Here is a 20,811-nt window from a genome sequence, read left to right on the forward strand (position 1 = left end):
GCGGCAAGCGTACGTGTCACGACAGTGACGAATCGGGGCTCCGTACGGCTAATGTCTCATCATGGAACGGCGAATCTTCGGTCTGGAGACCGAGTACGGCGTCACCTGCACCTACCGCGGACAGCGCAGGCTGTCCCCCGACGAGGTTGCCCGGTACCTCTTCCGCCGGGTCGTGTCCTGGGGCCGGTCGAGCAACGTCTTCCTGCGTAACGGCGCTCGGCTCTACCTGGACGTCGGCTCGCACCCGGAGTACGCCACCCCGGAATGCGACTCGGTGATCGACCTGGTGGCCCACGACCGGGCCGGTGAGCGCATCCTGGAAGGGCTGCTCATCGACGCGGAGAAGCGGCTGCACGACGAGGGCATCGCTGGCGAGATCTACCTGTTCAAGAACAACACCGACTCGGCCGGCAACTCGTACGGCTGCCACGAGAACTACCTGGTCTCCCGGCACGGGGAGTTCGGCCGGCTGGCCGACGTGTTGATCCCGTTCCTGGTCACCCGGCAGTTGATCTGTGGCGCGGGCAAGGTGCTGCAGACTCCACGGGGCGCGGTGTACTGCCTGTCGCAGCGCGCCGAGCACATCTGGGAGGGGGTCTCCTCGGCCACCACCCGCAGCCGTCCGATCATCAACACCCGCGACGAGCCGCACGCCGACGCCGAGCGGTACCGCCGGCTGCACGTCATCGTCGGCGACTCCAACATGAACGAGGTCACCACGCTGCTGAAGGTCGGCAGCGCCGACATCGTGCTGCGGATGATCGAGGCCGGGGTGGTGATGCGCGACCTCACCCTGGAGAACCCGATCCGGGCCATCCGGGAGGTGTCGCACGACATCACCGGCCGGCGGAAGGTGCGGCTGGCCTCGGGCAAGGAGATCAGCGCCCTGGAGATCCAGCAGGAGTACCTGGCCAAGGCGACCGAGTTCGTCGAGCGCCGGGGCGGCGACCAGACCGCCAAGCGGGTGGTCGAGCTGTGGGGCCGGGTGCTGCGGGCGGTGGAGACCGGCGACCTGGAACCGGTCTCCCGGGAGATCGACTGGGTGACCAAGCTGCGGCTGATCGAGCGCTACCAGCGCAAGCACGACCTGCCGCTGTCGCATGCCCGGGTGGCGCAGATGGATCTCGCCTACCACGACCTGCGTCGGGGTCGGGGCCTCTACGCCCTGATGGAGCGGCGCGGCGACGTGGACCGGGTGGCCACCGACCCGGAGATCTTCGAGGCGAAGGAGACGCCGCCCCAGACCACCCGGGCCCGGCTGCGCGGGGAGTTCATCCGGCACGCCCAGGAGAAGCGGCGGGACTTCACCGTCGACTGGGTGCACCTGAAGCTCAACGACCAGGCGCAACGCACCGTGCTCTGCAAGGACCCGTTCCGGGCGTACGACGAGCGGGTCGAGCGGCTGATCGCCAGCATGTGACCGGCTGCACCGGGCCCGTCCGCTCCGGACGGGCCCGGGTAGGCTGGCCGGACCATGTTTCCTTCCGAACCTCCCACCCCCGGCGCCCAGCGGCAGGGCTGGCTCGAACGCCGTCGCGACAAGGTCCGCGCCGAGATCGAGCGCAATCGCCGAGGCGAGTACACCGTCCCGACCTGGGTGCTGGCGGCCGCGCTGGCACTGATCGTCGGCGCCTGGCTCGCCTTGATCATCCTCGCCTGAGGTGTAAGGAAGGGCACCTTGTTAACGCCTGCGGTAGAGCAGGGGCCCCCTTTTAACACGTACGCCCGGTCAGCTCAGGCCGTGCCGCTGCCGAGCAGGCGGGCGGCGTGCCGACCGGCCGCGGCGGCGGCCAGGAAGTAGGCGTGATCGGCGTCGAGCCCGCGGCCCATCGTCGACAGCGGCACCGGACTGCGCCGTAGCGCGGCGTCCAGCCCGGCGGTGTCCACCCGCAGCACGGTGTGCCGGTCGACGAGCGGCGTCAGCGCGGCGTCGACCTCGGCGGCCAGCGCCGGGTCCAGACCGTCGGGGACCACCAGCTCCGCGCGGGCCAGCGCCACCCGGCCGTACGCGGTCAGGCTGTGATGCGACACGCCACGGTGCCTCGGCCGAGGGTCGGCGTCGGAGATGCGCAGTGAGCCGACCGGCCGGCCGCCCAGCGTGGCGACCGCGTTGACCGCCTCGCCCACCGCCACGCCGGAGAAGCCCCACCGGGTACCGGTGCCCAGGTTGCCCGGGCCCTGCGCCACCACCGCCACGTCGGCGTGCAGCACGTGCCGGGCGGCGAGCAGACCGCTGTGCAGCGTCGACGCTTCCAGGTCACCGCCGAACGCCTGCCCGACGCTGATCGTGCCGACCAACTCGTCGCGCAGGGCGGACAGCGTCCGGGAGAACCAGGCGGGCAGCGCCCCACCGTCGGTGAGCAGGTACGCCACCCGGGCCTGCGGGGCGTCGGCGCGGATGCCGGCGAGGATGGCCGGCAGCGCCGAGTGCAGGTCGGCGGTCACCACCGGCAGGCCGCCCAGATCCTCGGCGGTGGCCAGCACCTCGTGATGCGGTGACGCCTCCTCGTCGACGCCGAGCAGGATCGGCTGCAGCGGGGTGTACCGGGCCTTCACCAGATGGCCGGCGTCGCGACTGTCGAGTGCCTGCGGCGGATCCGGCGGCAGCCGGTCCGGCACCGCCACGACCAGGGCGTACCCGCCGGTGCCCAACCCCATCAGCAGCGCCCCGGCGTTGAGCAGCACCCGGTCGCCCACCTCCGGCACGCCCACCAGCTCCGGGTACGCCAACGCCCGCATCGACGTCCCGTCGACGAGCGTGACATCCAACTCCACGGCCCCCGCCCACCGCCGCCGTACCCCCGCCACCGTCCCCACCCGCCACCGCACCATGCCCCGCACGCTAACCCACCCCACCCCACCCCTCCGCCACCCCACCCCACCCCACCCCACCCCACCCCCACGCCCCGCCACCCCACTCCCACGCCCCGCCACGCCCGTCCACCACCCCGTCGATCTTGCACTTATGGTCGGGGCATAACGTGTCAAAAGGGGTGAATCGGCGACCGAAAGTGCAAGATCGGCGGGGTTGGATGAGGGAGGGGGTTGAGGTGTCGGCGGGGGTGCATGGGTGGGGCGGGTTGGCTGCTAGCGTCTACGGGGTGTCGCGCAGCCGCACCGAACGCCTGGTCAACCTGGTGATCTGTCTGCTGTCTACGCGGCGGTTCCTGACCGCCGCGCAGATCGCCGCGACCGTGCCCGGTTACGAGCACGATCCGGACGATGCCCGTGAGCACGAGGCGTTCCAGCGCAAGTTCGAGCGGGACAAGGCCGAGCTGCGGGAGTTGGGCGTGCCGCTGGAGACCGGCACGGCGAGCGCCTTCGACACGGAGCCGGGATATCGGATCGCCCGCAGGGAGTACGCCCTTCCGGAGATTCCACTCAAACCCGACGAGGCCGCCGCGGTGGGCATCGCCGCCCGGCTGTGGCAGCACGCGGGGTTGGCGGCCGCCGCGTCGTCCGGCCTGGCGAAGCTTCGCGCGGCCGGCGTCGACGTGGACCCCCATGCCACCCTCGGGCTCGAACCGATGGTCAACGTCGATCCGGCGTTCGCGCCGCTGACCGCCGCCGCCCGGGACCGGCGCGAGGTCCGCTTCGACTACCGGGTACCGGACCGGGACGCACCCGATCACCGTCGACTCCAGCCGTGGGGCGTGGTCTGCTGGCGGGGACGCTGGTACGTGGTCGGCCACGACCTGGATCGTGACGCCACCCGCTGTTTCCGGCTGTCCCGGGTGGTCGGCCAGGTGCGCGCCACGGGTACGCCGGGCGCCTATCAGCCGCCCGTCGGTGTCGACCTGATCAGCCACGTGGCCCGCTGGTCCGGCCCGACCGAACACGCCGGACGGGCCACCGTGCTGGTCGCCCCCGGGCGGGCCGCCGGGCTACGTCGGGTGGCTGTCGAGGCGACTCTCGGGCCGGAGGCGGACCGCCTGGTCCTGCCGTACACCGACGTGGACCTGATCGCCGGTCACCTGGTCGGCTACGGACCCGAGGTGCGGGTGCTGGACCCACCGGAGGTGCGCGACGCGGTCATTCAGCGCCTCAAGGAGATCGCCGCCCACCACGACCTCCCGCCCGCCGTCCCGGTACGCGCGAGGAGTGAGCTTGCGAGCCCGGCAGTCGCGAACGGAAGGTTGAGCCGGTGAGCGCGAAGGCTGGCACGCGGACCTCGGCCGACCGGTTGGCGCGGCTGCTCAACCTGGTGCCGTACCTGCTCGCCCGGCCCGGCATCGAGATCGCCGAGGCGGCCGGCGATCTCGGGGTGACCGAGCGGCAGCTGCGGGAGGACCTGGAGCTGCTCTGGGTGTGCGGTCTGCCGGGCTACGGTCCGGGCGACCTCATCGACATGGCCTTCGACGGCGACCGGGTGACCATCACCTACGACGCGGGTATCGACCGGCCGCTGCGGCTCACTCCGGACGAGGCGCTCGCCCTGGTCGTCGCGCTGCGGATGCTGGCCGAGACGCCCGGGGTGGCCAACCGGGAGGCCGTCGAGCGGGCCCTCGCGAAGATCGAGGATGCCGGCGGTGACCTGGTGGCGGCGCCGGTCGAGGTGCGGTTGCCCGGTGACGCCCGCCGGGTCGAGCAGTTGCGGGCCGCGGTGGAGGGTGGGCGCGCGTTGCGCATCACCTACTACACGCGGGCGCGCGACGAGACCACCGAGCGGGTGATCGACCCGCTGCGGATGCTGATGGCAGGTGGTCGGGCGTACGTCGAGGCGTGGTGTCGGCGGGCCGAGGCGGTACGGCTGTTCCGGGCCGACCGCATCGACGCGGTCACCGAGTTGGACGAGCCGGCCGTGGTGCCGCCGCAGGCCCGCCCCCAGGATCTCAGCGAGGGCGTGTTCCGCCCCTCGCCGGATCTGCCGTTGATCACGTTGCGGATCGGTCGGGGCGAGCGGTGGATCACCGAGTACTACCCGTGCGAGCGGGTGGAGTCCGACGGCGAGCGGTGGGTGGTCTCGTTGCGGGTCACCGACCTCGGCTGGGCCCGGCGGTTCGTGCTGGGCCTGGGTTCGGAGGTCACCGTGCTGGCTCCGGCGGAGCTGGCCGAGCAGGTCCGGGACACGGCGGTGGCGGCCCTGGAGGCGTACGCGACGCCGGTGCTGCCCGGCGCGGACCCGGCGGCGACGGTGCCCAGGCAGTAGGCTGACGCCGTGCTGAAGTGGATCGTGCTCGCGCTGGTGCTGGTGCCGTTGGTCGTCCTCGCGCTGGTGGTCCGTCCGCTGCTCGCCCGGTTGCCGCAGCTGCGTCGGGCCGCGGTGCGCCTGCAACGGCGGGCCGACGAGGCGACGGCGTTGCGGGTGGCCGCGGAGAGCCTCCAGCAGCGGGCCGAAGGATTGCAGGGGCGGCTGGAGACGACCCAGCGTCGCCTCGCCGTGATCAGGGCCCGCCGAGGCGACTGAGCTGGGGTGCTGTGGATGTGGGCCGCCACGCCGATCGTCAGCGCAGCGGGACCGGCTTTCCGGTGCGAAGATCGGAGTCAACTAGTTGACGAGACACTTGCGGGTGGCTGAGACTTCACCCGCCGGAACGGATCCACCACCGCCCCGGTGGGTGGCAACAGCCCGTGTCGCACGTACGATGGGCTGCGGAACCACCCCCATTGACACAAGCGACTGGAGCTTCACATGGGTGCCCTCAGGCCCTGGCACATCGCCGTACTCGTGGTCGTGATGATCCTGCTCTTCGGCGCGAAGCGGCTCCCGGACGCGGCGCGTTCCCTGGGCCGCTCGCTGCGCATCATCAAGGCCGAGACCAAGAGCCTGGCTGACGACGACGACCGCGACCTGGCCGGTAAGGCCGACGCTCAGGCCGGCTACCAGCCGCTCCCGCCGCAGCCCCCGCAGCAGCAGCCGTACCAGGGCACGGTGCAGCAGCCGGTCGTCGACCCGGTGCAGCGCGTCCGCGACAACTGAGCGACGGGCCCGACCACCGTGGCCTTCGCCCTGCGTAAGCGTGGCCCGAGCCAGTTCGAACGGGCCGCCGACGGCTCGATGACGCTCGTCGAGCACTTCCGCGAGCTGCGTACCCGACTGTTCCGGGCGTCGCTGGCGATCGTGGTCGGGCTGATCGTCGGTTACCTGCTCGCTCAGCCGGCCTTCGACCTGCTGGCCCAGCCGTACTGCCGGCTGCCCGGCATGACTGTCGACGGCGAGTGTCAACAGTTCCTGATGCTCGCGCCCGCCGACGGCTTCATCCTCAAACTCAAGCTGGCGCTCTGGATCGGGCTCATCGTCGGTGCCCCGGTCTGGTTGTTCCAGCTGTGGGCGTTCATCGCGCCCGGCCTGCACCGGCACGAGCGCAAGTGGGCGTACGTCTTCGTCACGATCGCGGCGCCGCTGTTCGCCGCCGGCGCGGTGCTCGCCTACTTCGTGGTCGACAAGGGCCTGGCCTTCCTGATGGAGGCCGGCGTCACCGGCACCGATCAGCAGCTCGAGGTGACCCGCTACATCAGCTTCGTCACCACCATGATCCTGCTGTTCGGGGTGGCCTTCGAGTTCCCGCTCACCCTGCTGATGCTCAACTTCACCGGGGTGGTCAGCGCCAAGCGGCTGCTGAGCTGGTGGCGGGTGGTGGTGTTCATCTGCTTCGCGTTCGCGGCGGTGGCCACGCCCGACCCGGGTCCGTTCGGGATGACGCTGCTGGCGCTCTGCCTCAGCCTGCTCTACTTCATCGCGGTCGGGGTGGCGTTCCTCAACGACCGGCGCAAGGGTCGCGGCAAGGAGGTCTACGCCGGCATCGGCGACGACGAGGCCTCCCCGCTGGAGGTCGACCGCGAGCAGGTGGCGGCGGGACAGCCGGTGGAGGCGGTCAGCCCGATCGAGGCACCGGAGCCGGTCGCCGCACCGAAGCCGATCGAGCGGCGCTACGACGACGTGACCTGACGGTCGTCGAGGTGGCCCGTCCGCGCGAGTGATGCCGCGGGCGGGTCGCCGTGTCGTTGGCGGCCCTCCGCCGCGGCGGGCTCCTAGCGCATGGCGTGTTGGCTGTCAGCGATGGAGTCGGTAATCCGTCATCGGGCCTACTCGGCGCAACGGGCGGGTAATAACGCCTTAACGATGTGTTGTCGCACTTCGACGAGGAAGGTCGTTGCCACGTGCGCCGTACGTTGCGTTATCGCTCGCCGACTTGACCTGCTCGTGCACGGGTGACGCGACCGGCTCGACCGCGTGCGTCCCGGCCGTGTGGTGGTGGGCCCTGGCATGGCGGAGGGTCAGCGTGGCTGCCCGCGCGTCCGTCGGTGCCGCCCGCCTCGTCACGGCGCCCGTGCCCTGCGAAGAATCCGGCCTACCGCTGTGCCGCCCATGGGAGTCCCATCAGCGGGACCCCGATGGCGGCGGGTGTGTTTCCCGATCGGAGCCAGGCATTGATTCGCGTCGTCGTCGCCGAGGAGATGAGTCTGCTGCGCAGCGCGCTCTGCGTCGCGCTGTCGAGCGAGGATGAGATCGAGGTGGTGGCCCAGGTCGCCCGGGCGTTGGAGCTGTCCGACGTCCTGCGACGGCACCGCCCCGACGTCGTACTGGTCGACTTGGCCTCGGAGGTCGCGCCGTCGGTCGAGGTGGTCGCCGAGATCGCGGGTGCGGCACCCGACGCCGCGGTGCTGGCGATGGGCCGCCGGTGGAGTCCGGCGGTGGTCGGGGAGCTGTTGGCGGCCGGCGCGCACGGGCTGATCGGCATGGATGCGCCGGTGGAGGCGCTGGTCGGGGCGGTACGGGAGGTGGCGACGGGCGGACGGGTGATAGACGCGGAGGTCGCGGTGACCGCGCTGCTGCCCCCGGGCAGCCCGCTGACCCGTCGGGAGGCGGAGGTGCTACGGGCCGCCGCCGAAGGGCTGCCGCTCAAGGAGATCGCCCGCCGGCTGTTCCTGGCGCACGGCACGGTGCGTAACCACCTGTCCGCGGTGATGCGCAAGACGGGCACCCGCAACCGGATGGAGGCGGTATGGCAGGCCCGCCGCCACGGCTGGATCTAGGCCCGAGACGCCGTCGCCCCGTACCGGCCGGTACGTGTTTGAATGCTGACGGTTCGTGATCCGCCTGGCGATTTCCGGGAAGGTCCACCGTGATCCGTACCCTGCTTGCCCTCGACGGTGCTCTGGTCCGTGGCGCGCTCTCCCTCGTGCTCACCGCCGAGGCGGACATCAGTGTGGTGGCGGAGGTGGACCGGGGGGACGGCCTGGCTCGGCTGATCAGGGCCCGGCGTCCCGATGTGGCGGTCATCGACCTCGACCTGGTCGGCACGGCCAACGTCGCGGGATGGTGTCCGTTGCTGGTGCTCGTCGACCAACGCCGGGCACGCCGCCTGCACCGGGTGCTGGTGCCGGGGCGTCCCCTCGGCATCCTCGGCAGGGATGTCGCCCCGCACCGGGTGCTGGACGGGCTCCGGCGGCTCGCACGCGGGGAGTCGGTGATCGATGTCGACCTGGTGATGGCGGCGTTGACCCGGGGGAGTCCGCTCACCTCCCGGGAGACCCAGATCCTCGATCTGACCGCAGCGGGCGCTCCGGTCGCGGAGGTCGCCCGGGCGCTCGGCCTCGCGCCGGGCACGGTACGCAATCATCTCGGTCGGATCACCCGCAAGGTCGGTGCCCGCACCAGGGTGGAAGCGGTCCGGGTGGCCCACGAGGCGGGCTGGATCTGACCTCAGGTGACGCTTTACGGCTGGGATGCGAGCGACTACGACGTCGGCCGGGGTCTGACGACCGGCCGGATCCGCGATGCCCGCGCGGCGGGAATCTCCTTCATGACGTACAAGGGCACGGAGCAGTCCGCCGCCGGCACCTTCCACAGCCAGTACTACGGCGTCATGCTGACCGCCGCAAAGGACGCCGGCATTCCCTTCCTCGGCATGTACGTCGTGGTGCACTCCCAGGTCACCGCCGAGGAGCAGGCCACCACGGCCATCGACTACGCCGACGACCACACACCTGGTGGCGCGCGGCCGGTTCTTCTGGCAGATCGACCTGGAACGCTGGCCGACGGACGACGTGCCGTCGACGGTCGGTGTCGCGGTCGCCCGGGAGTTGAGCGCACGCACCGACCGTCGGGTCGTCATGTACGCCTCACGGGGTCAGTACGGCTCGAACGAGTTGGGCAGCTATCCACGGTGGAACGCCAACTACCCCTATCAGGTGGCGGAGGACTTCAAGGCCGCGTATGAGCATGGTGCTGTTCCGGCTTCCCAGCTGACGCCGACCGCCGGGCCGCCAGCCTGCCGCGCCGCTGGGCCAGCAGCTTGCCGGGCTGCCTGGTTGCCGGAGCGACGGGCGGTCGGCGGTCATGTCCGGGTGAGCGGCCGGTGGGCCGGGATCGTCAGTTCCTGCCAGTGGCCGACCAGTTCCCGGTAGGTGGGCGAGCGGCGCAACAGTTCCTCGTGGCTTCCGGCCAGTGGCCGGTCGTCGTCGAACACCAGCACCCGACGGGCGCGGATCGCCGAACTGATCCGGTGTGCGATAACCACCAGGCTGCCGGGGCGGCGGGCGAACGCCTCTTCCACCGTGGCCTCCAGCGTCGGGTCGAGGTGGCACGTCGCCTCGTCGAGGATGACCAACGGTGCCGGGGCGAGGTAGGCCCGGACCGCGGCGATGAGCTGCCGTTCCCCGGCCGAGAGACGGCCGGGCTCGACCTCGGCCGCCAGGCCGCCGAGGCGCTCGACCAGCGGCCCGGCCCCGAGCGCGTCCACAGCGGCCGCCACGGTCGCCTGGTCGGCGTCCGGGCGCAGGTACCGCAGGTTGTCGGCGAGGGTGCCGGAGCGGACGTACGCCTCCTGCGGCACCAGCACCCGCAGCCGGGCCAGTGTCTCCGGCGCGACGGCGGCGACCGGCGTGTCGGCCAGGTGCACGCTGCCGGAATCCGGCGGCACCAGCCCGGCGATCAGCGCGGCCAGGGTGGATTTGCCGGCGCCGCTCGGCCCGACCACGGCCAGGTGCTCACCGCCGGCCACGGTCAGGGTGAAGTCGGCGAGGACCGGCCGGGCGTGCGGACCGTACCGGAAGGTCAGCCCGCGGACCCGCACCGCCGGCACCACACCGCCGTCCGCCGTCGCACCACCCGCCGTGCCGCCACCCGCCGTGCCGCCACCCGCCGTGCCGCCACCCGCCGTGGCGGCGGTTCGACCGGCGGCGGCGCTCGGGTCGGTCGGCGGGCAGCCGCGCAGGATCCGGTCGAGGGTGACGGCGTAGCGCAGGCCGCCGCCCCCTACGCCCTGCACCAGGGCGTGCAGGGCGGGTTGCAGCCCGGTGGTGACGTAGACCAGCGCGCCCAGTACCGCACCCGTGCTGAGGCCGCGCCCCACCAGCCACGGCGCGGCCAGCAGCAGGACCACCACCGGCAGCCAGCCGCCCAGCCCGAGACTGAGGGAGCGCAGCGCCGCCATCCGGGCCAGTGTCCGTTCGGCGTCGGCCTGTGCCACGACCCGCCGGTCGACCGCGGCCACGACCCGCTCCTGCCCACCGCAGGCGGTCACGTCACGATGCCCGGTCAGCGCGGCGGCCGCCGATCGGCCGAGTTCCTCACCGGCCGCCACCTGGGCGCGCTGGTGGGCGACCATCGACGGCAGGGCCGCCGCGAACACGGTCAGCCCGAGCACCAGCGGCGCGGCCACCGCCGCGGCCAGCGGTGGCGACAGGGCGAGCAGGCCGAGCAGCGCCGCGCCGGCGCTGAACAGGAAACCGCGGACCACCAGCAGCAGCCCACCGAAGGTGTCCCGCACCACCTCCACCTGCTGGGTCAGTCGGGCCACGGCGGCGCTGTCCGGGCGACCACCGGCCCGGGTGGCCTCGCGCAGCGCACCGTCGACCACCCGGGCGGCCAACTCGTCGCGGTACGGCTCCACCACGGCACCGAGACTGCGGTACACCCGCCCGGTGGCGACCGCCCCGACCAGTACGGCGACGGCCAGCCCGGCCAGCCACGCCAGGCCGGTACCGAACTCACCGGCCAGGAAACCCCGGTCGACCGCGCGGGCCACGATCAGGCCGCTGAGCAGCGCTGGCAGTGACTCGGCCACCGACCAGGCGGCCAGTCGCCCCAGCGGGCGGCGGCGGGCCCGCAGGGCATCCCAGGTGGTGCGGCGTACGCCGGTCATCGGAGGTCACCGCCGGGGGTGAAGACCGCGCGGTAGTCCGGGTCGGCCCACAGCCGGCGATGCGGCCCCACGGCCCGTACCCGACCGCCGTCGAGCCAGGCGACCAGGTCGGCTGTGGCCGCCGTCGCCGCACGGTGGGTCACCACCAGCCGGGTACGACCGCCGACCCCCTCGGTCACCGCTCGGCTGATCCGGTGCTCGGTGGCGGTGTCCAGGCTGGACGTGGCGTCGTCGAGGATCAGCAGCCGCTGCGCCGGGAACGCGCGGGCCAACCCGAGGCGCTGTGCCTCACCGCCGGACAGCGGCGCGTCGGTCAGCCGGGTGCGGAACCCGTCGGGCAGGCGGGCCACCACGTCGGCCACCTGGGCGGCCCGTGCCACGGCCAGCACCTCGGCGGTCGCCGGGGCGGCACCGGCGGGCGGGCCGGCCGACTCGTCGGGCAGGGCGAGACCGATCGCGTCATGCACCGTCTCGCCGACCAGGACCGGACGGTCGAACGCCTGCCCGATACCCCGGCGCAGCGCTTGCGGGCTCAACCGGTGCAGCGGCACCCCGTCCAGCAACACCTCACCGGCGTCCGGGTCGTGCAGTCGGCCCGCCACGGCGGCCAGGGTCGACTTGCCGACGCCGGAACGCCCGACGACGGCGAGCGTGGCACCGGCCGGCACCAGCAGGTCGATGTCCCGCAGCACCGGCCGCCCGTCCGCGCCGTGTACGCCGACCCCGCGCATTCGCAGTTCGCCCTGGCCGGACGGCAGTGGCTCGTCGCCGTACCGGCGGGTCGGGTGGGCCAGGGGTTCGGCGATCCGGTTGGCCGCCGCCCTCGCGCGTACCAGCCGGTTGAGCGTGGCCAGCACCGCGCCCAGTCCGGCGCCGAGGGCCGCGTACTGCATCGCGGCGACCAGTTGCCCGGGGGTGAGCCAGCCGGCGGTGAGCGCGTACCCGCCGACGGCCACGACGGCCGCCTGCAACAGCGGACCCACGGCTGCGGTACGGGCGCTCGCCCGCGCCAGTAGCCGCCAGCCGAGCAGCCCGTACCCGCGCAGTTCCGGTAGTGCGCTCAGCACCCGGTCGCGTTCCTGGTCGACGGTGGCCGCGGCGGCGATGGTGCGGGCCCCACCGAGCGCCTCCAGCAGCCGCCCGGCGATGGCGCCCAGCACGCGCTGGTATCCGGTCACGGCGGCGGAGGCGTCGGTGACGAAGGCCCGCATGAGCACCGCGAGCACCGCCAGCCCGCCGAGGAGGGTGAGCCCCAGCAGCGGCTCGATCAGGGTGAGCGCCACGACGCTGCCCACCGGGGGCAGCAGCGCGACGACCCCGAACACCACGGCAGTCCCGGCCTGCCCGGCGTCGGTGGCCTGACCGACGAGCCGGCCGACCAGGTCACCCACCGGGTAGCGGCGCACGGTGCGGACGTCGCAGGCGAACAGATGGCGCAGCAGCCGCCGGCGCAGCAGGGCGGTGGCCCGGGCCGCGCCGTAGCCGGCGGCGACGTCACCGAGGATGTCGGTGGTCAGGAGGATCGCGACGAGCGCGCAGGCGACGGCCGGCCACCAGGAGGCCGTACCGCCCACGGCGGCGTCGACGGCGAAGCCGAGGGACGCCGGCAGGGCCAGTTCGGCGGCGGCGCCGATGAGCGCCACCATGGTGAGCAGGACGGTCCAACCGCCGCCGTCACGGACCACCCGGCGCAGCAGCCGGTCGGGGCCGGTCGGTGTCGGCATCGGACCTCCCGCGAGACAGACGTGCGGCCCTGGGCGGGTACATCGCCCCGCCCAGGGCCTCGCGTGGCGACCCGTCAGTTGCAGGTCGTGACGGACAGCGAGCTGTCGCCGCAGAGCAGCAGGCTCGCCCGGCTGCCACCGCCGGTGCGGTCGGCGGGGGCCATCTCCAGGCCCTGGAGGTCGAGAAGCGCCATGTCGTGTCACCTCCTCCCGTGCTTGTCGGGTTGGTCGGTTCCCCTCGCATCGGCGAGGGTGTCGGTGGCGCCCGTCAGGGGCGCGAGGAACGGCAGCGTCACCGCCGTGTCGGGTCGGGCGGCGGCCAGTGCCAGCAGGACGCCGGCGGTGCCGGTGCCGAGGTCCATGGACAGCCGCAACAGCTGCTCACCGGGGAAGGCGATCCCGTCGGCGTACGGCAGGGCGTGCCAGGCGAGGCGTTCCACCTGTGCCGCCAGCTCCGTGGCCAGCTGCGGATCGTCCGGGTACGCCGCGAGGTAGGCGACGATGCCCGCCCGTCCGGCGAAGAGGCCGGACTGCGCGTAGAACGGGGATCGGGCGGCCCGACGGACACCGGCGCTCGCCTCGGCGAGCCGCTCGTCGGCGCGGTGCCGCAGGTACTGGTCGAGCACCAGTCCGATGCCGACACTGCCCTGCCCCAGGTACGGCATGGTGCGCCAGCCCTCGTTGACCTCCAGCGCGCCGTCCGGGCGTACCACACAACGGTGCAGGTCCTGCCGCAGCGCGGTGGCGGCGTGCTCCAGCAACTGGGGATCGCCGGTCAGCTCGTACAGCCGTATCAGCATCAGGGCCGGTCCGGTACGGCCGCGCAGCAGTCCCGCGTACGGGTGCCGGCCGCCGCTGACGTCGGACTCCGGGGCGTCGGCGAGTTGCGCGATCACCCGGTCGGCGGCCCGCCAGGCGGCGTCGCGGAGGGTGGTCTCGCCGGTGCGTCCGGCCAGCTCGGCGAGGTTGAGCGCGATCCCGGACAGGCCACCGGCCAGACTGTGGTCCAGCCCGTCCCACGGTTGCCGTAGGCAGATGTCGAGCACGTCGAGGGCGTCCTGCCGGCGATCCAACAGCTCCAGGGCGTACGCGACGCCGTGCAGGCCGTCGTAGAAACCGCAGCGGGTGCCGGAGGCGGGCGAGGTGGCCTGGCGTACCAGCCACCGTTCGTGTTCCGGCTGGCGTCCGGCGCCGCTGACGTGCAGCGCGTACAGGACTCCGGCGGCGCCGTGGGCGAGGTTGAGCCCGCCGCTGCGGAACTGCTCGATGTCGCCGGGGAAGAGTCGGTCGTCGCGCTCCGGTGTCGCGCTGGCCAGGATCGCCCGGGCCAGTCGGTCGCGGTGCGACGGCCCGACGTCGACGGTGAGGTCGGCTCGGTGTTCCGCCGCTGCCGGGCTCTCGCCGGTGATCTCCTCGACAGCGGCGTCCAGGAGTGCTCCGGGCACCGGGAACCGGGCGGCGATCACGTCCGCGAGGTGTGCGGTCTTGGCCGGTGCCAGCCGGAACAGTTGGGTCAGCGGCAGGAACAGGGCCAGGCGCAGGCAGGCCAGGGCGTAGTGGTCGACAGCGGGACCGCTGCGGTCGCGGGGTGCGGCGAAGCCCTGGTTGCGCAGGCCGGGCCGGCGATGCCCGTCGATCGGGGCGGCGACTTCGAAGTCGACCAGGGCGATCCGGTCGTCCGGGCGGACCATCACGTTGAACAGGTGCAGGTCGCCGTAGACGAGGCCGCGTTCGTGGATGGCCCGGACGACCTCCTCGACCTGCCGGTGGATGTCCAACGCCCAGCGCGTGTAGGCGGCGCGGTCGGTGTCGGTGGCATCGGCGTCGATGAGCGGGTACCTGTCGACGAGCACCTTGTTCAGCGCCCGGCCCTCGATGAACTCCAGGGCCAGGAACCGGTGCTCGCCGAGGGTGAACTCGTCGTGCACCCGGGGCACCTGCGGGAGGTCGGCGAGTCGACGCAGCGCCGCTGCCTCGCGGCTGAGGCGGGCCACCGCGTCGGTGCCGTCGGCGTCCAGACCGGCGTACGGTCGTGCCTCCTTGAGCACCACCTGCGTGTCGGTGCGCAGGTCCCGGCCGATGTAGAGGCCACCGCCGTTGGAGAAGTGGATGACCTTCTCGATCCGGTACGGCACCTCGTCGGTGCTTGTGGCGTTGCGGGCGGCCAGGTGCGGCGCGAGGAAGTCGGGCAGCGTCACCCAGGACGGTACGTGGAAGACCGGGTCGCGGCGGTCGGGCACCAGGGCGCCGTTGTCGTCCTCGATCGCCGGGACGACCTGGCCGTCAGCGGAGTGGCAGTAGCGGGCGGCGAAGCCGCCGTAGCGTACGTACACCGGGCCTGAGCCGTAGCGCAGATCGCTCAGGATGTACGGACCGGACTCGCCGGCGAGCAGCTCGTCGAGTTCCTTGCAGACCAGTTCCAGTTCGGCGTCGTCGTGCGGGTAGACGGTGACGAACTTGCCGCTGGCCGCCCGGGAGGCGTACTTGGAGTTGCGCAGCAGCAGGGTGCGAGGGCCGCGGAGGAACTTGAACGACAGGCCACGCGGGACGCAGTAGTCCCAGATCGCGTCCAGCACCCGTTCGGCGTTGTCCAGGGTCGCCGACACGTGGATCTTCCAGCCCTGCTGCGGCAACGAGCCGCCGTCCGGGGCGTAGATCAGCCAGTCGTCGAGCGGCTCGGTGCGCCAACCGTCGGGCAGGGGCCGCCGGGCCGCCGCGAAGGTGGGCTCTGCGGTGGCGTTGCCCAGCGAGTCGTAGAAGTGCCGGTCGGCGGCGCAGTAGCTGTCGTAGCGATCGTCCACCGTGACCACTCCCTCCGCTGATCGGCTGAGCCCTCGGTCTTGCTGGCTGATATGAGTTTGTCTATTCGGCCTATGGCGCTTCCAGTGTGATCAGTCATGACGTGAGGTGTGTGCCACACTCTTGGCCGTGACAAATGTCAGGCAGGTCCCGGGCGGCGGCGGTTGGCGCGACCGCCCGCGGTGCGGGCCGACGCGACCGAGCGCCCGGGTCGTGCGCGCCGGCGGCGAAGAGGCCGCCGACCTGCGTCTGACAGCGAGGGCCCAGCCGCAGCCGGTACGGGTACGGCGTACGCCGTGACACCTGACGATCCCCCCGCAGCCGCCGATCAGCCAGCCGCTGTGACACCTGGCGATCACCGCCCAGCCGCAGGTCGGCCGGTCGCCGTACTGGCCAACCCCACCGCTGGTCGAGGACGGCACCGGCGACTGCTACCCGAGGTGCTGGACCGCCTGTCGGCGGGTGGACGCCCGGTGCGAGTGCTGGACGCGTACACCCGTGGCCAGGCCGAGGCGGTCTGCCACGAGGCGGTGGCCGACGGGGCGGCGGCGCTGGTCGCGGTGGGCGGCGACGGCACCGTGCACGTGGCCCTGCAGGCGGTGGCCGGCACCCGGGTGCCGTTCGGCGCGGTCCCGGCCGGCACCGGCAACGACTTCGCCGTCGAGACCGGCTTCCCGGCCGATCCACTGACGGCCGTGGACACCATCGCGACGGCGCTGCGGGACGGCCGTTCCCGCCCCGTCGACCTCGCCCGGATCACCACGGCGACCGGCGAACACCGTTGGTTCGGCGCCGTGCTCGCGGCCGGCTTCGACGCGATCGTCAACGAACGGGCCAACCGGATGCGCTGGCCGCGCGGCCCGCGCCGGTACGACCTGGCGATCCTGGTGGAGTTGGCCCGGTTGCGCCCGCGCCGCTACACGCTGCGCCTCGACGGGGAAACCCACGAGTTGGACGCCGCGCTGGTGGCCGTCGGCAACTGTGCGTCCTACGGCGGCGGCATGCGAATCTGCCCGGACGCCGACCCGACCGACGGACTGCTCGACATCGTCGTGGGCGGGCGGTTCAACCGGCGCATGCTGATCCGCGAGAAGCCGAACATCTACCACGGCACCCACATCCACCACCCGCTGGTACGCAGCTACCGAGCGCGCACCGTCGAGCTCGCCGCACCCGACATCACCACCTACGCCGACGGCGAGCGCTGCCTCCCCCTCCCGATCACCATCACCGCCATCCCCTCCGCCCTCCACCTCCTCCTCCCCTAACCACCCACCCCACCCCCGCCGCAGCCCACCCACCCTCCCCACCCGCGCGCCCCTCCCAGCCCTGCCCCGCGATCTTGCACTTTCGGTCGGGGAATAACGGGCGTATGCCCTATATCGGCGACCAGAAGTGCAAGGTCGCGGGGGCGGTCCAAGGTCGCGGGGGCGGTGGGAGCGGTGGGGGTGGTGGGGGTGGGGGGGTTACAGGGTGGTGAGGGGGAGGATGGAGCCTAGGCCGTTGGGGTGGCCTACGTCGGCGGTCGGGAGTACCAGCGCGGCGCAGCCGGCTGCCACGGCTCCCGCGTCGGCGGGGGTGTCGCCGACCATGAGGGCGTGCTCCGGGTCGACGCCGAGCATGCCGCAGGCGCGCCAGAAGATCGCCGGGTCCGGCTTGCAGCGACCCACCTCGTACGAGAGGACGAAGGCGTCGACCAGGTCGGCGAGGCCCCAGGCGGCGAAGTGGGGGCGGATGTCGAAGCCGATGTTGCTGACCACGGCCACCCGTACGCCGGCCGCCCGCAGGGCCGCCAGGGTGGGAGCGGTGTCCGGGTACGGTACCCAGCCTTCGGGCGTCAGCACCCGCTCGTAGAGGGCGTCGGCGAAGCCGTCGATGCCCGCGTCGACCGTGGCGGCCAGCCCGGTGTACGCGCCCCGGTGGGCGTGCTCGTAGAGATCCCGGTCGGCCCACAGCTCGGCCAGTTGCGGTGGCACCCGGGCGGGCAGTGGCCCGCCGGCCCGACCTGCGGTGAGCAGCCGGTCGGCCAGCGAGGTGGCCCGGACCCGGTCAAGATCCACGCCACACGTGGCGGCGGCGGCCAGGACCCACTCGCGCGGCTCCTCCACCTGGGCGAGCGTGCCGTGGAAGTCGAGCAGCACCGCCTCCACCGGACGGCGGGACGGGGTCGGCTGGACGTCGCGTACGGAGTCGGTCGGTTCGGCATGATCCGGCACGTGCTGCACCCTACCGACCCCCTCCGACCCGGCTGCCGGTCGGCCTTGCCGGGTACCTGTCAGGCGTACGGACTAATCTTGAGAACATGTCGAGCCCCGCCGAGCGGTACGCCGCGGCGCGCCGCCGGGCCGCCCAGGCCTCACAGTTCCCGGCGCTGGAAGAATTCACCTCTGACATCGGGTTCGATCTTGACGATTTCCAGCGTGAGGCGTGTCAGGCGCTGGAGCGGGGCAGCGGCGTGCTGGTGTGCGCGCCCACCGGCGCCGGCAAGACCGTGGTCGGCGAGTTCGCCGTACACCTGGCGTTGCGCGGCACGCCCGGGCAGCCGGTGCCGACCGACGGCGCGCGACGCAAGTGTTTCTACACCACGCCGATCAAGGCGCTGTCCAACCAGAAGTACCACGATCTGGTCGACCGCTACGGCGCCGCGCAGGTCGGGCTGCTCACCGGCGACAACGCCATCAACGGCGACGCCCCGGTGGTGGTGATGACCACCGAGGTGCTGCGCAACATGCTCTACGCCGGCTCGGCCACCCTTGAGGGCCTGGCGTACGTGGTGATGGACGAGGTCCACTACCTCGCCGACCGGTTCCGGGGCGGGGTGTGGGAGGAGGTCATCATCCACCTGCCCGCCTCGGTCACCCTGGTGTCGCTGTCGGCGACCGTGTCCAACGCGGAGGAGTTCGCCGACTGGCTGATCACCGTGCGGGGCGAGACCACGGTGGTGGTCAGCGAGCACCGGCCGGTGCCGCTGTGGCAGCACATGCTGGTCGGCAAGCGGATGTTCGACCTGTTCCACGATGCGGCCGCCGCCCGTAAGCACGATGTGCACCCGGAGTTGCTGCGCTACACCCGGGAGACGGTCCGCCGTCTCGACCTGGGCGAAGGACGCGCCGCCGGCTGGGGCGGGCGGCGGGGACCGCGCTGGCGTGGGCCGTCGCGGCCGGACATCGTCGAGCGGCTGGACCGCGAAGGGCTGCTGCCGGCGATCCTGTTCATCTTCAGCCGGGCCGGTTGCGCCGCGGCCGTGCAGCAGTGCCTGGCCGCCGGGCTGCGACTCACCTCGCCCGAGGAACGGGCCGAGATCCGTCGGGTGGTGGAGTCCCGGGTGACCGCCATCCCCGGCGAGGACCTGTCGGTGCTGGGCTACTGGGAATGGCTCGACGGCCTGGAGCGTGGGCTGGCCAGCCACCACGCCGGGATGCTGCCGGTGTTCAAGGAGGTCGTCGAGGAGCTGTTCGTCCGAGGGCTGGTCAAGGCGGTCTTCGCCACCGAGACCCTGGCCCTGGGCATCAACATGCCGGCCCGCTGCGTGGTGCTGGAGCGCCTGGTCAAATACAACGGCGAGGCGCACGTCGACCTGACGCCGGGGGAGTACACCCAGCTCACCGGGCGGGCCGGGCGGCGGGGCATCGACGTGGAAGGGCACGCCGTCGTGGTGTGGTCCCCGGAAACCGACCCCCGGCACGTGGCGGGTCTGGCGTCGACCCGCACGTACCCGCTGCGGTCCAGCTTCCGGCCCTCGTACAACATGGCGGTCAACCTGGTCGGCAGCGTCGGCGCCGACCCGGCCCGCGCGTTGCTGGAGTCCTCGTTCGCCCAGTTCCAGGCGGACCGGTCGGTGGTCGGCCTGGCCCGGCAGGTGCAGCGCAACACCGAAACCATCGAGGCGTACGGCGTGGAGGCGGAGTGCCACCACGGTGACTTCGACGAGTACTTCGCGCTGCGGGTGTCCATCGCCGACCGGGAGCGGGCGCTCGCCCGGCAGGGCCAGAGCCAGCGCCGGGCGGCGGCGGTGGCCGCGTTGGAGCGGCTGCGTGTCGGTGACGTGATCCGGGTGCCGTCGGGTCGGCGCGCCGGCCTGGCCGTGGTGCTCGACCCGGCCGCCGGTGGGTTCAGCGAGCCGCGTCCGCTGGTGCTGACCCAGGATCGCTGGGCCGGGCGGATCAGCCCCGGCGATTTCACCACGCCGGCCGAGGTGCTGGCCCGCATCCGGGTGCCCAAGCACTTCAACCCCCGCAACCCGGCGGCCCGTCGTGACCTGGCGGCGCAGGTCAGCGGCACCGGCCTGGACCGGCACAGCCGTCGAGGCGCCCGGGGCCGGCAGTCGGGCGAGGACCACCAGCTCACCCAGTTGCGGGCCGAGTTGCGGCGACACCCCTGTCACGCCTGCCCGGAGCGGGAGGAGCACGCCCGTTGGGCGGAGCGTCGCCGCCGGTTGGAGCGTGACACCGAGGAGTTGCGTGAGCGGGTGGCCGGTCGGACGGGATCGCTGGCGCGTACCTTCGACCGGATCGTCGCCCTGCTCACCACCCGGGGCTATCTCACCGCCGAGGGCGAGGTGACCGACGCCGGGCGGATGCTGGGTCGGATCTGGACCGAGGCCGACCTGCTGGTGGCGGAGTGCCTACGTCGGGGGGTCTGGGACGGGCTGTCGCCGGCCGAACTGGCCGCCGCGGTCTCGGTGGTGGTCTTCGAGGCCCGGCGTGACGTCGACGAACGGGCGTCCCTGCCGCGCGGTCCGGTCGCCGAGGCGGTCGACGCGACGTTGAAGCTGTGGAGCGAGATCGAGGCCGACGAGGCCGCCCGTGGTCTGACCGTCACCCGCGAGCCGGATCTGGGTTTCGCCTGGCCGATCTACCGGTGGGCCCGGGGCGAGGCGCTGGCCAAGGTGCTGGCCAGTGGACACGAACTCGACGGCGAGATGCCGGCCGGTGACTTCGTCCGCTGGGCTCGTCAGGTGGTGGACCTGCTCGGTCAGGTCGCCGACTCCGGTGGTGCCGCGGCGGAGCTTCGGGCCACCGCCCGGCAGGCGATCGGTGTCGTCAACCGGGGTGTGCTCGCCTACCACGCGCCGGCCTGATCCGCTTCGTCACTCACCGTAAGGTTGAGTCGGGCTGGCGGTGAGGTCACCGAACGGCAACGGTTCGCATCCGACAACTGTTCCTATTGTGCCTGGTGAACGCTTCCCTGATCATTCT

The 20,811-nt window shown here is 72.6% G+C and carries 18 protein-coding genes; 12 read left to right on the plus strand and 6 right to left on the minus strand.

Annotation, left to right across the window (positions count from 1 at the left end; genetic code table 11):
- Positions 1 to 61: 61 nt before the first annotated feature.
- Complete coding sequence (gene pafA / locus EG812_RS04625) at positions 62 to 1,420, plus strand: Pup--protein ligase (RefSeq protein WP_013734308.1); 1,359 nt, start codon at positions 62 to 64, stop codon at positions 1,418 to 1,420.
- A gap of 54 nt (positions 1,421 to 1,474) precedes the next feature.
- Positions 1,475 to 1,660, plus strand: a complete 186-nt coding sequence (locus EG812_RS04630; RefSeq protein ID WP_013734307.1) for a hypothetical protein — start codon at positions 1,475 to 1,477, stop codon at positions 1,658 to 1,660.
- Positions 1,661 to 1,734: 74 nt separating this feature from the next.
- Here the strand turns inward: EG812_RS04630 and EG812_RS04635 are convergent, their stop codons facing one another.
- Complete coding sequence (locus EG812_RS04635; protein WP_043721173.1) at positions 1,735 to 2,832, minus strand: DUF3866 family protein; 1,098 nt, start codon at positions 2,830 to 2,832, stop codon at positions 1,735 to 1,737.
- Positions 2,833 to 3,101: 269 nt separating this feature from the next.
- Here EG812_RS04635 and EG812_RS04640 point away from each other — a divergent pair, with 269 nt between their 5' ends.
- From EG812_RS04640 to EG812_RS04675, 8 genes are all read left to right on the plus strand, one after another.
- Positions 3,102 to 4,148 (plus strand): helix-turn-helix transcriptional regulator, encoded by a 1,047-nt coding sequence (locus tag EG812_RS04640; protein WP_013734305.1) that lies wholly within the window; start codon positions 3,102 to 3,104, stop codon positions 4,146 to 4,148.
- Complete coding sequence (locus tag EG812_RS04645) at positions 4,145 to 5,149, plus strand: helix-turn-helix transcriptional regulator (RefSeq protein WP_126710820.1); 1,005 nt, start codon at positions 4,145 to 4,147, stop codon at positions 5,147 to 5,149. The genes EG812_RS04640 and EG812_RS04645 overlap by 4 nt, the downstream gene beginning before the upstream one ends.
- A gap of 9 nt (positions 5,150 to 5,158) precedes the next feature.
- Positions 5,159 to 5,407, plus strand: coding sequence for a hypothetical protein (locus EG812_RS04650; RefSeq protein ID WP_126710821.1), 249 nt, complete (start codon positions 5,159 to 5,161; stop codon positions 5,405 to 5,407).
- 225 nt (positions 5,408 to 5,632) lie between these two features.
- Entirely contained in the window at positions 5,633 to 5,920 is a 288-nt protein-coding gene (gene tatA / locus EG812_RS04655; protein ID WP_013734302.1) for a Sec-independent protein translocase subunit TatA, read from the plus strand.
- A gap of 18 nt (positions 5,921 to 5,938) precedes the next feature.
- Positions 5,939 to 6,889 carry a twin-arginine translocase subunit TatC gene (gene tatC / locus EG812_RS04660; protein WP_013734301.1) on the plus strand — a complete coding sequence of 317 codons (951 nt, stop codon included), beginning with the start codon at positions 5,939 to 5,941 and terminating at the stop codon, positions 6,887 to 6,889.
- Positions 6,890 to 7,371: 482 nt separating this feature from the next.
- Entirely contained in the window at positions 7,372 to 7,977 is a 606-nt protein-coding gene (locus EG812_RS04665; RefSeq protein WP_043721166.1) for a response regulator transcription factor, read from the plus strand.
- Between the two features lie 89 nt (positions 7,978 to 8,066).
- Positions 8,067 to 8,645, plus strand: a complete 579-nt coding sequence (locus EG812_RS04670) for a response regulator transcription factor (protein WP_013734299.1) — start codon at positions 8,067 to 8,069, stop codon at positions 8,643 to 8,645.
- A gap of 6 nt (positions 8,646 to 8,651) precedes the next feature.
- Positions 8,652 to 9,164 carry a hypothetical protein gene (locus tag EG812_RS04675; RefSeq protein ID WP_232510820.1) on the plus strand — a complete coding sequence of 171 codons (513 nt, stop codon included), beginning with the start codon at positions 8,652 to 8,654 and terminating at the stop codon, positions 9,162 to 9,164.
- Positions 9,165 to 9,281: 117 nt separating this feature from the next.
- Here the strand turns inward: EG812_RS04675 and EG812_RS04680 are convergent, their stop codons facing one another.
- From EG812_RS04680 to lanKC, 4 genes are all read right to left on the minus strand, one after another.
- Positions 9,282 to 11,090, minus strand: coding sequence for an ATP-binding cassette domain-containing protein (locus EG812_RS04680; protein ID WP_013734297.1), 1,809 nt, complete (start codon positions 11,088 to 11,090; stop codon positions 9,282 to 9,284).
- Positions 11,087 to 12,814: an ABC transporter ATP-binding protein gene (locus tag EG812_RS04685; protein ID WP_013734296.1), complete on the minus strand. Its 1,728-nt coding sequence runs from the start codon at positions 12,812 to 12,814 to the stop codon at positions 11,087 to 11,089. Before EG812_RS04685 ends, EG812_RS04680 begins: the two co-directional genes overlap by 4 nt.
- A gap of 74 nt (positions 12,815 to 12,888) precedes the next feature.
- Positions 12,889 to 13,008, minus strand: coding sequence for a SapB/AmfS family lanthipeptide (locus EG812_RS04690; RefSeq protein ID WP_013734295.1), 120 nt, complete (start codon positions 13,006 to 13,008; stop codon positions 12,889 to 12,891).
- A 6-nt stretch (positions 13,009 to 13,014) separates the two neighbouring features.
- Entirely contained in the window at positions 13,015 to 15,615 is a 2,601-nt protein-coding gene (gene lanKC / locus EG812_RS04695) for a class III lanthionine synthetase LanKC (RefSeq protein WP_043724847.1), read from the minus strand.
- Between the two features lie 339 nt (positions 15,616 to 15,954).
- On the opposite strand from lanKC, the gene EG812_RS04700 reads away from it, so the two are divergent.
- Positions 15,955 to 16,881, plus strand: coding sequence for a diacylglycerol kinase (locus EG812_RS04700; RefSeq protein ID WP_126710822.1), 927 nt, complete (start codon positions 15,955 to 15,957; stop codon positions 16,879 to 16,881).
- A gap of 198 nt (positions 16,882 to 17,079) precedes the next feature.
- On the opposite strand, the gene EG812_RS04710 is transcribed toward EG812_RS04700, so the two are convergent.
- Positions 17,080 to 17,829 (minus strand): HAD family hydrolase, encoded by a 750-nt coding sequence (locus EG812_RS04710; protein ID WP_502697174.1) that lies wholly within the window; start codon positions 17,827 to 17,829, stop codon positions 17,080 to 17,082.
- 86 nt (positions 17,830 to 17,915) lie between these two features.
- On the opposite strand from EG812_RS04710, the gene EG812_RS04715 reads away from it, so the two are divergent.
- Entirely contained in the window at positions 17,916 to 20,693 is a 2,778-nt protein-coding gene (locus EG812_RS04715; protein ID WP_126710823.1) for a DEAD/DEAH box helicase, read from the plus strand.
- The last annotated feature ends 118 nt before the right edge of the window (positions 20,694 to 20,811 follow it).

Source organism: Verrucosispora sp. FIM060022 (assembly GCF_003977705.1).
Taxonomy (GTDB): domain Bacteria; phylum Actinomycetota; class Actinomycetes; order Mycobacteriales; family Micromonosporaceae; genus Micromonospora; species Micromonospora gifhornensis.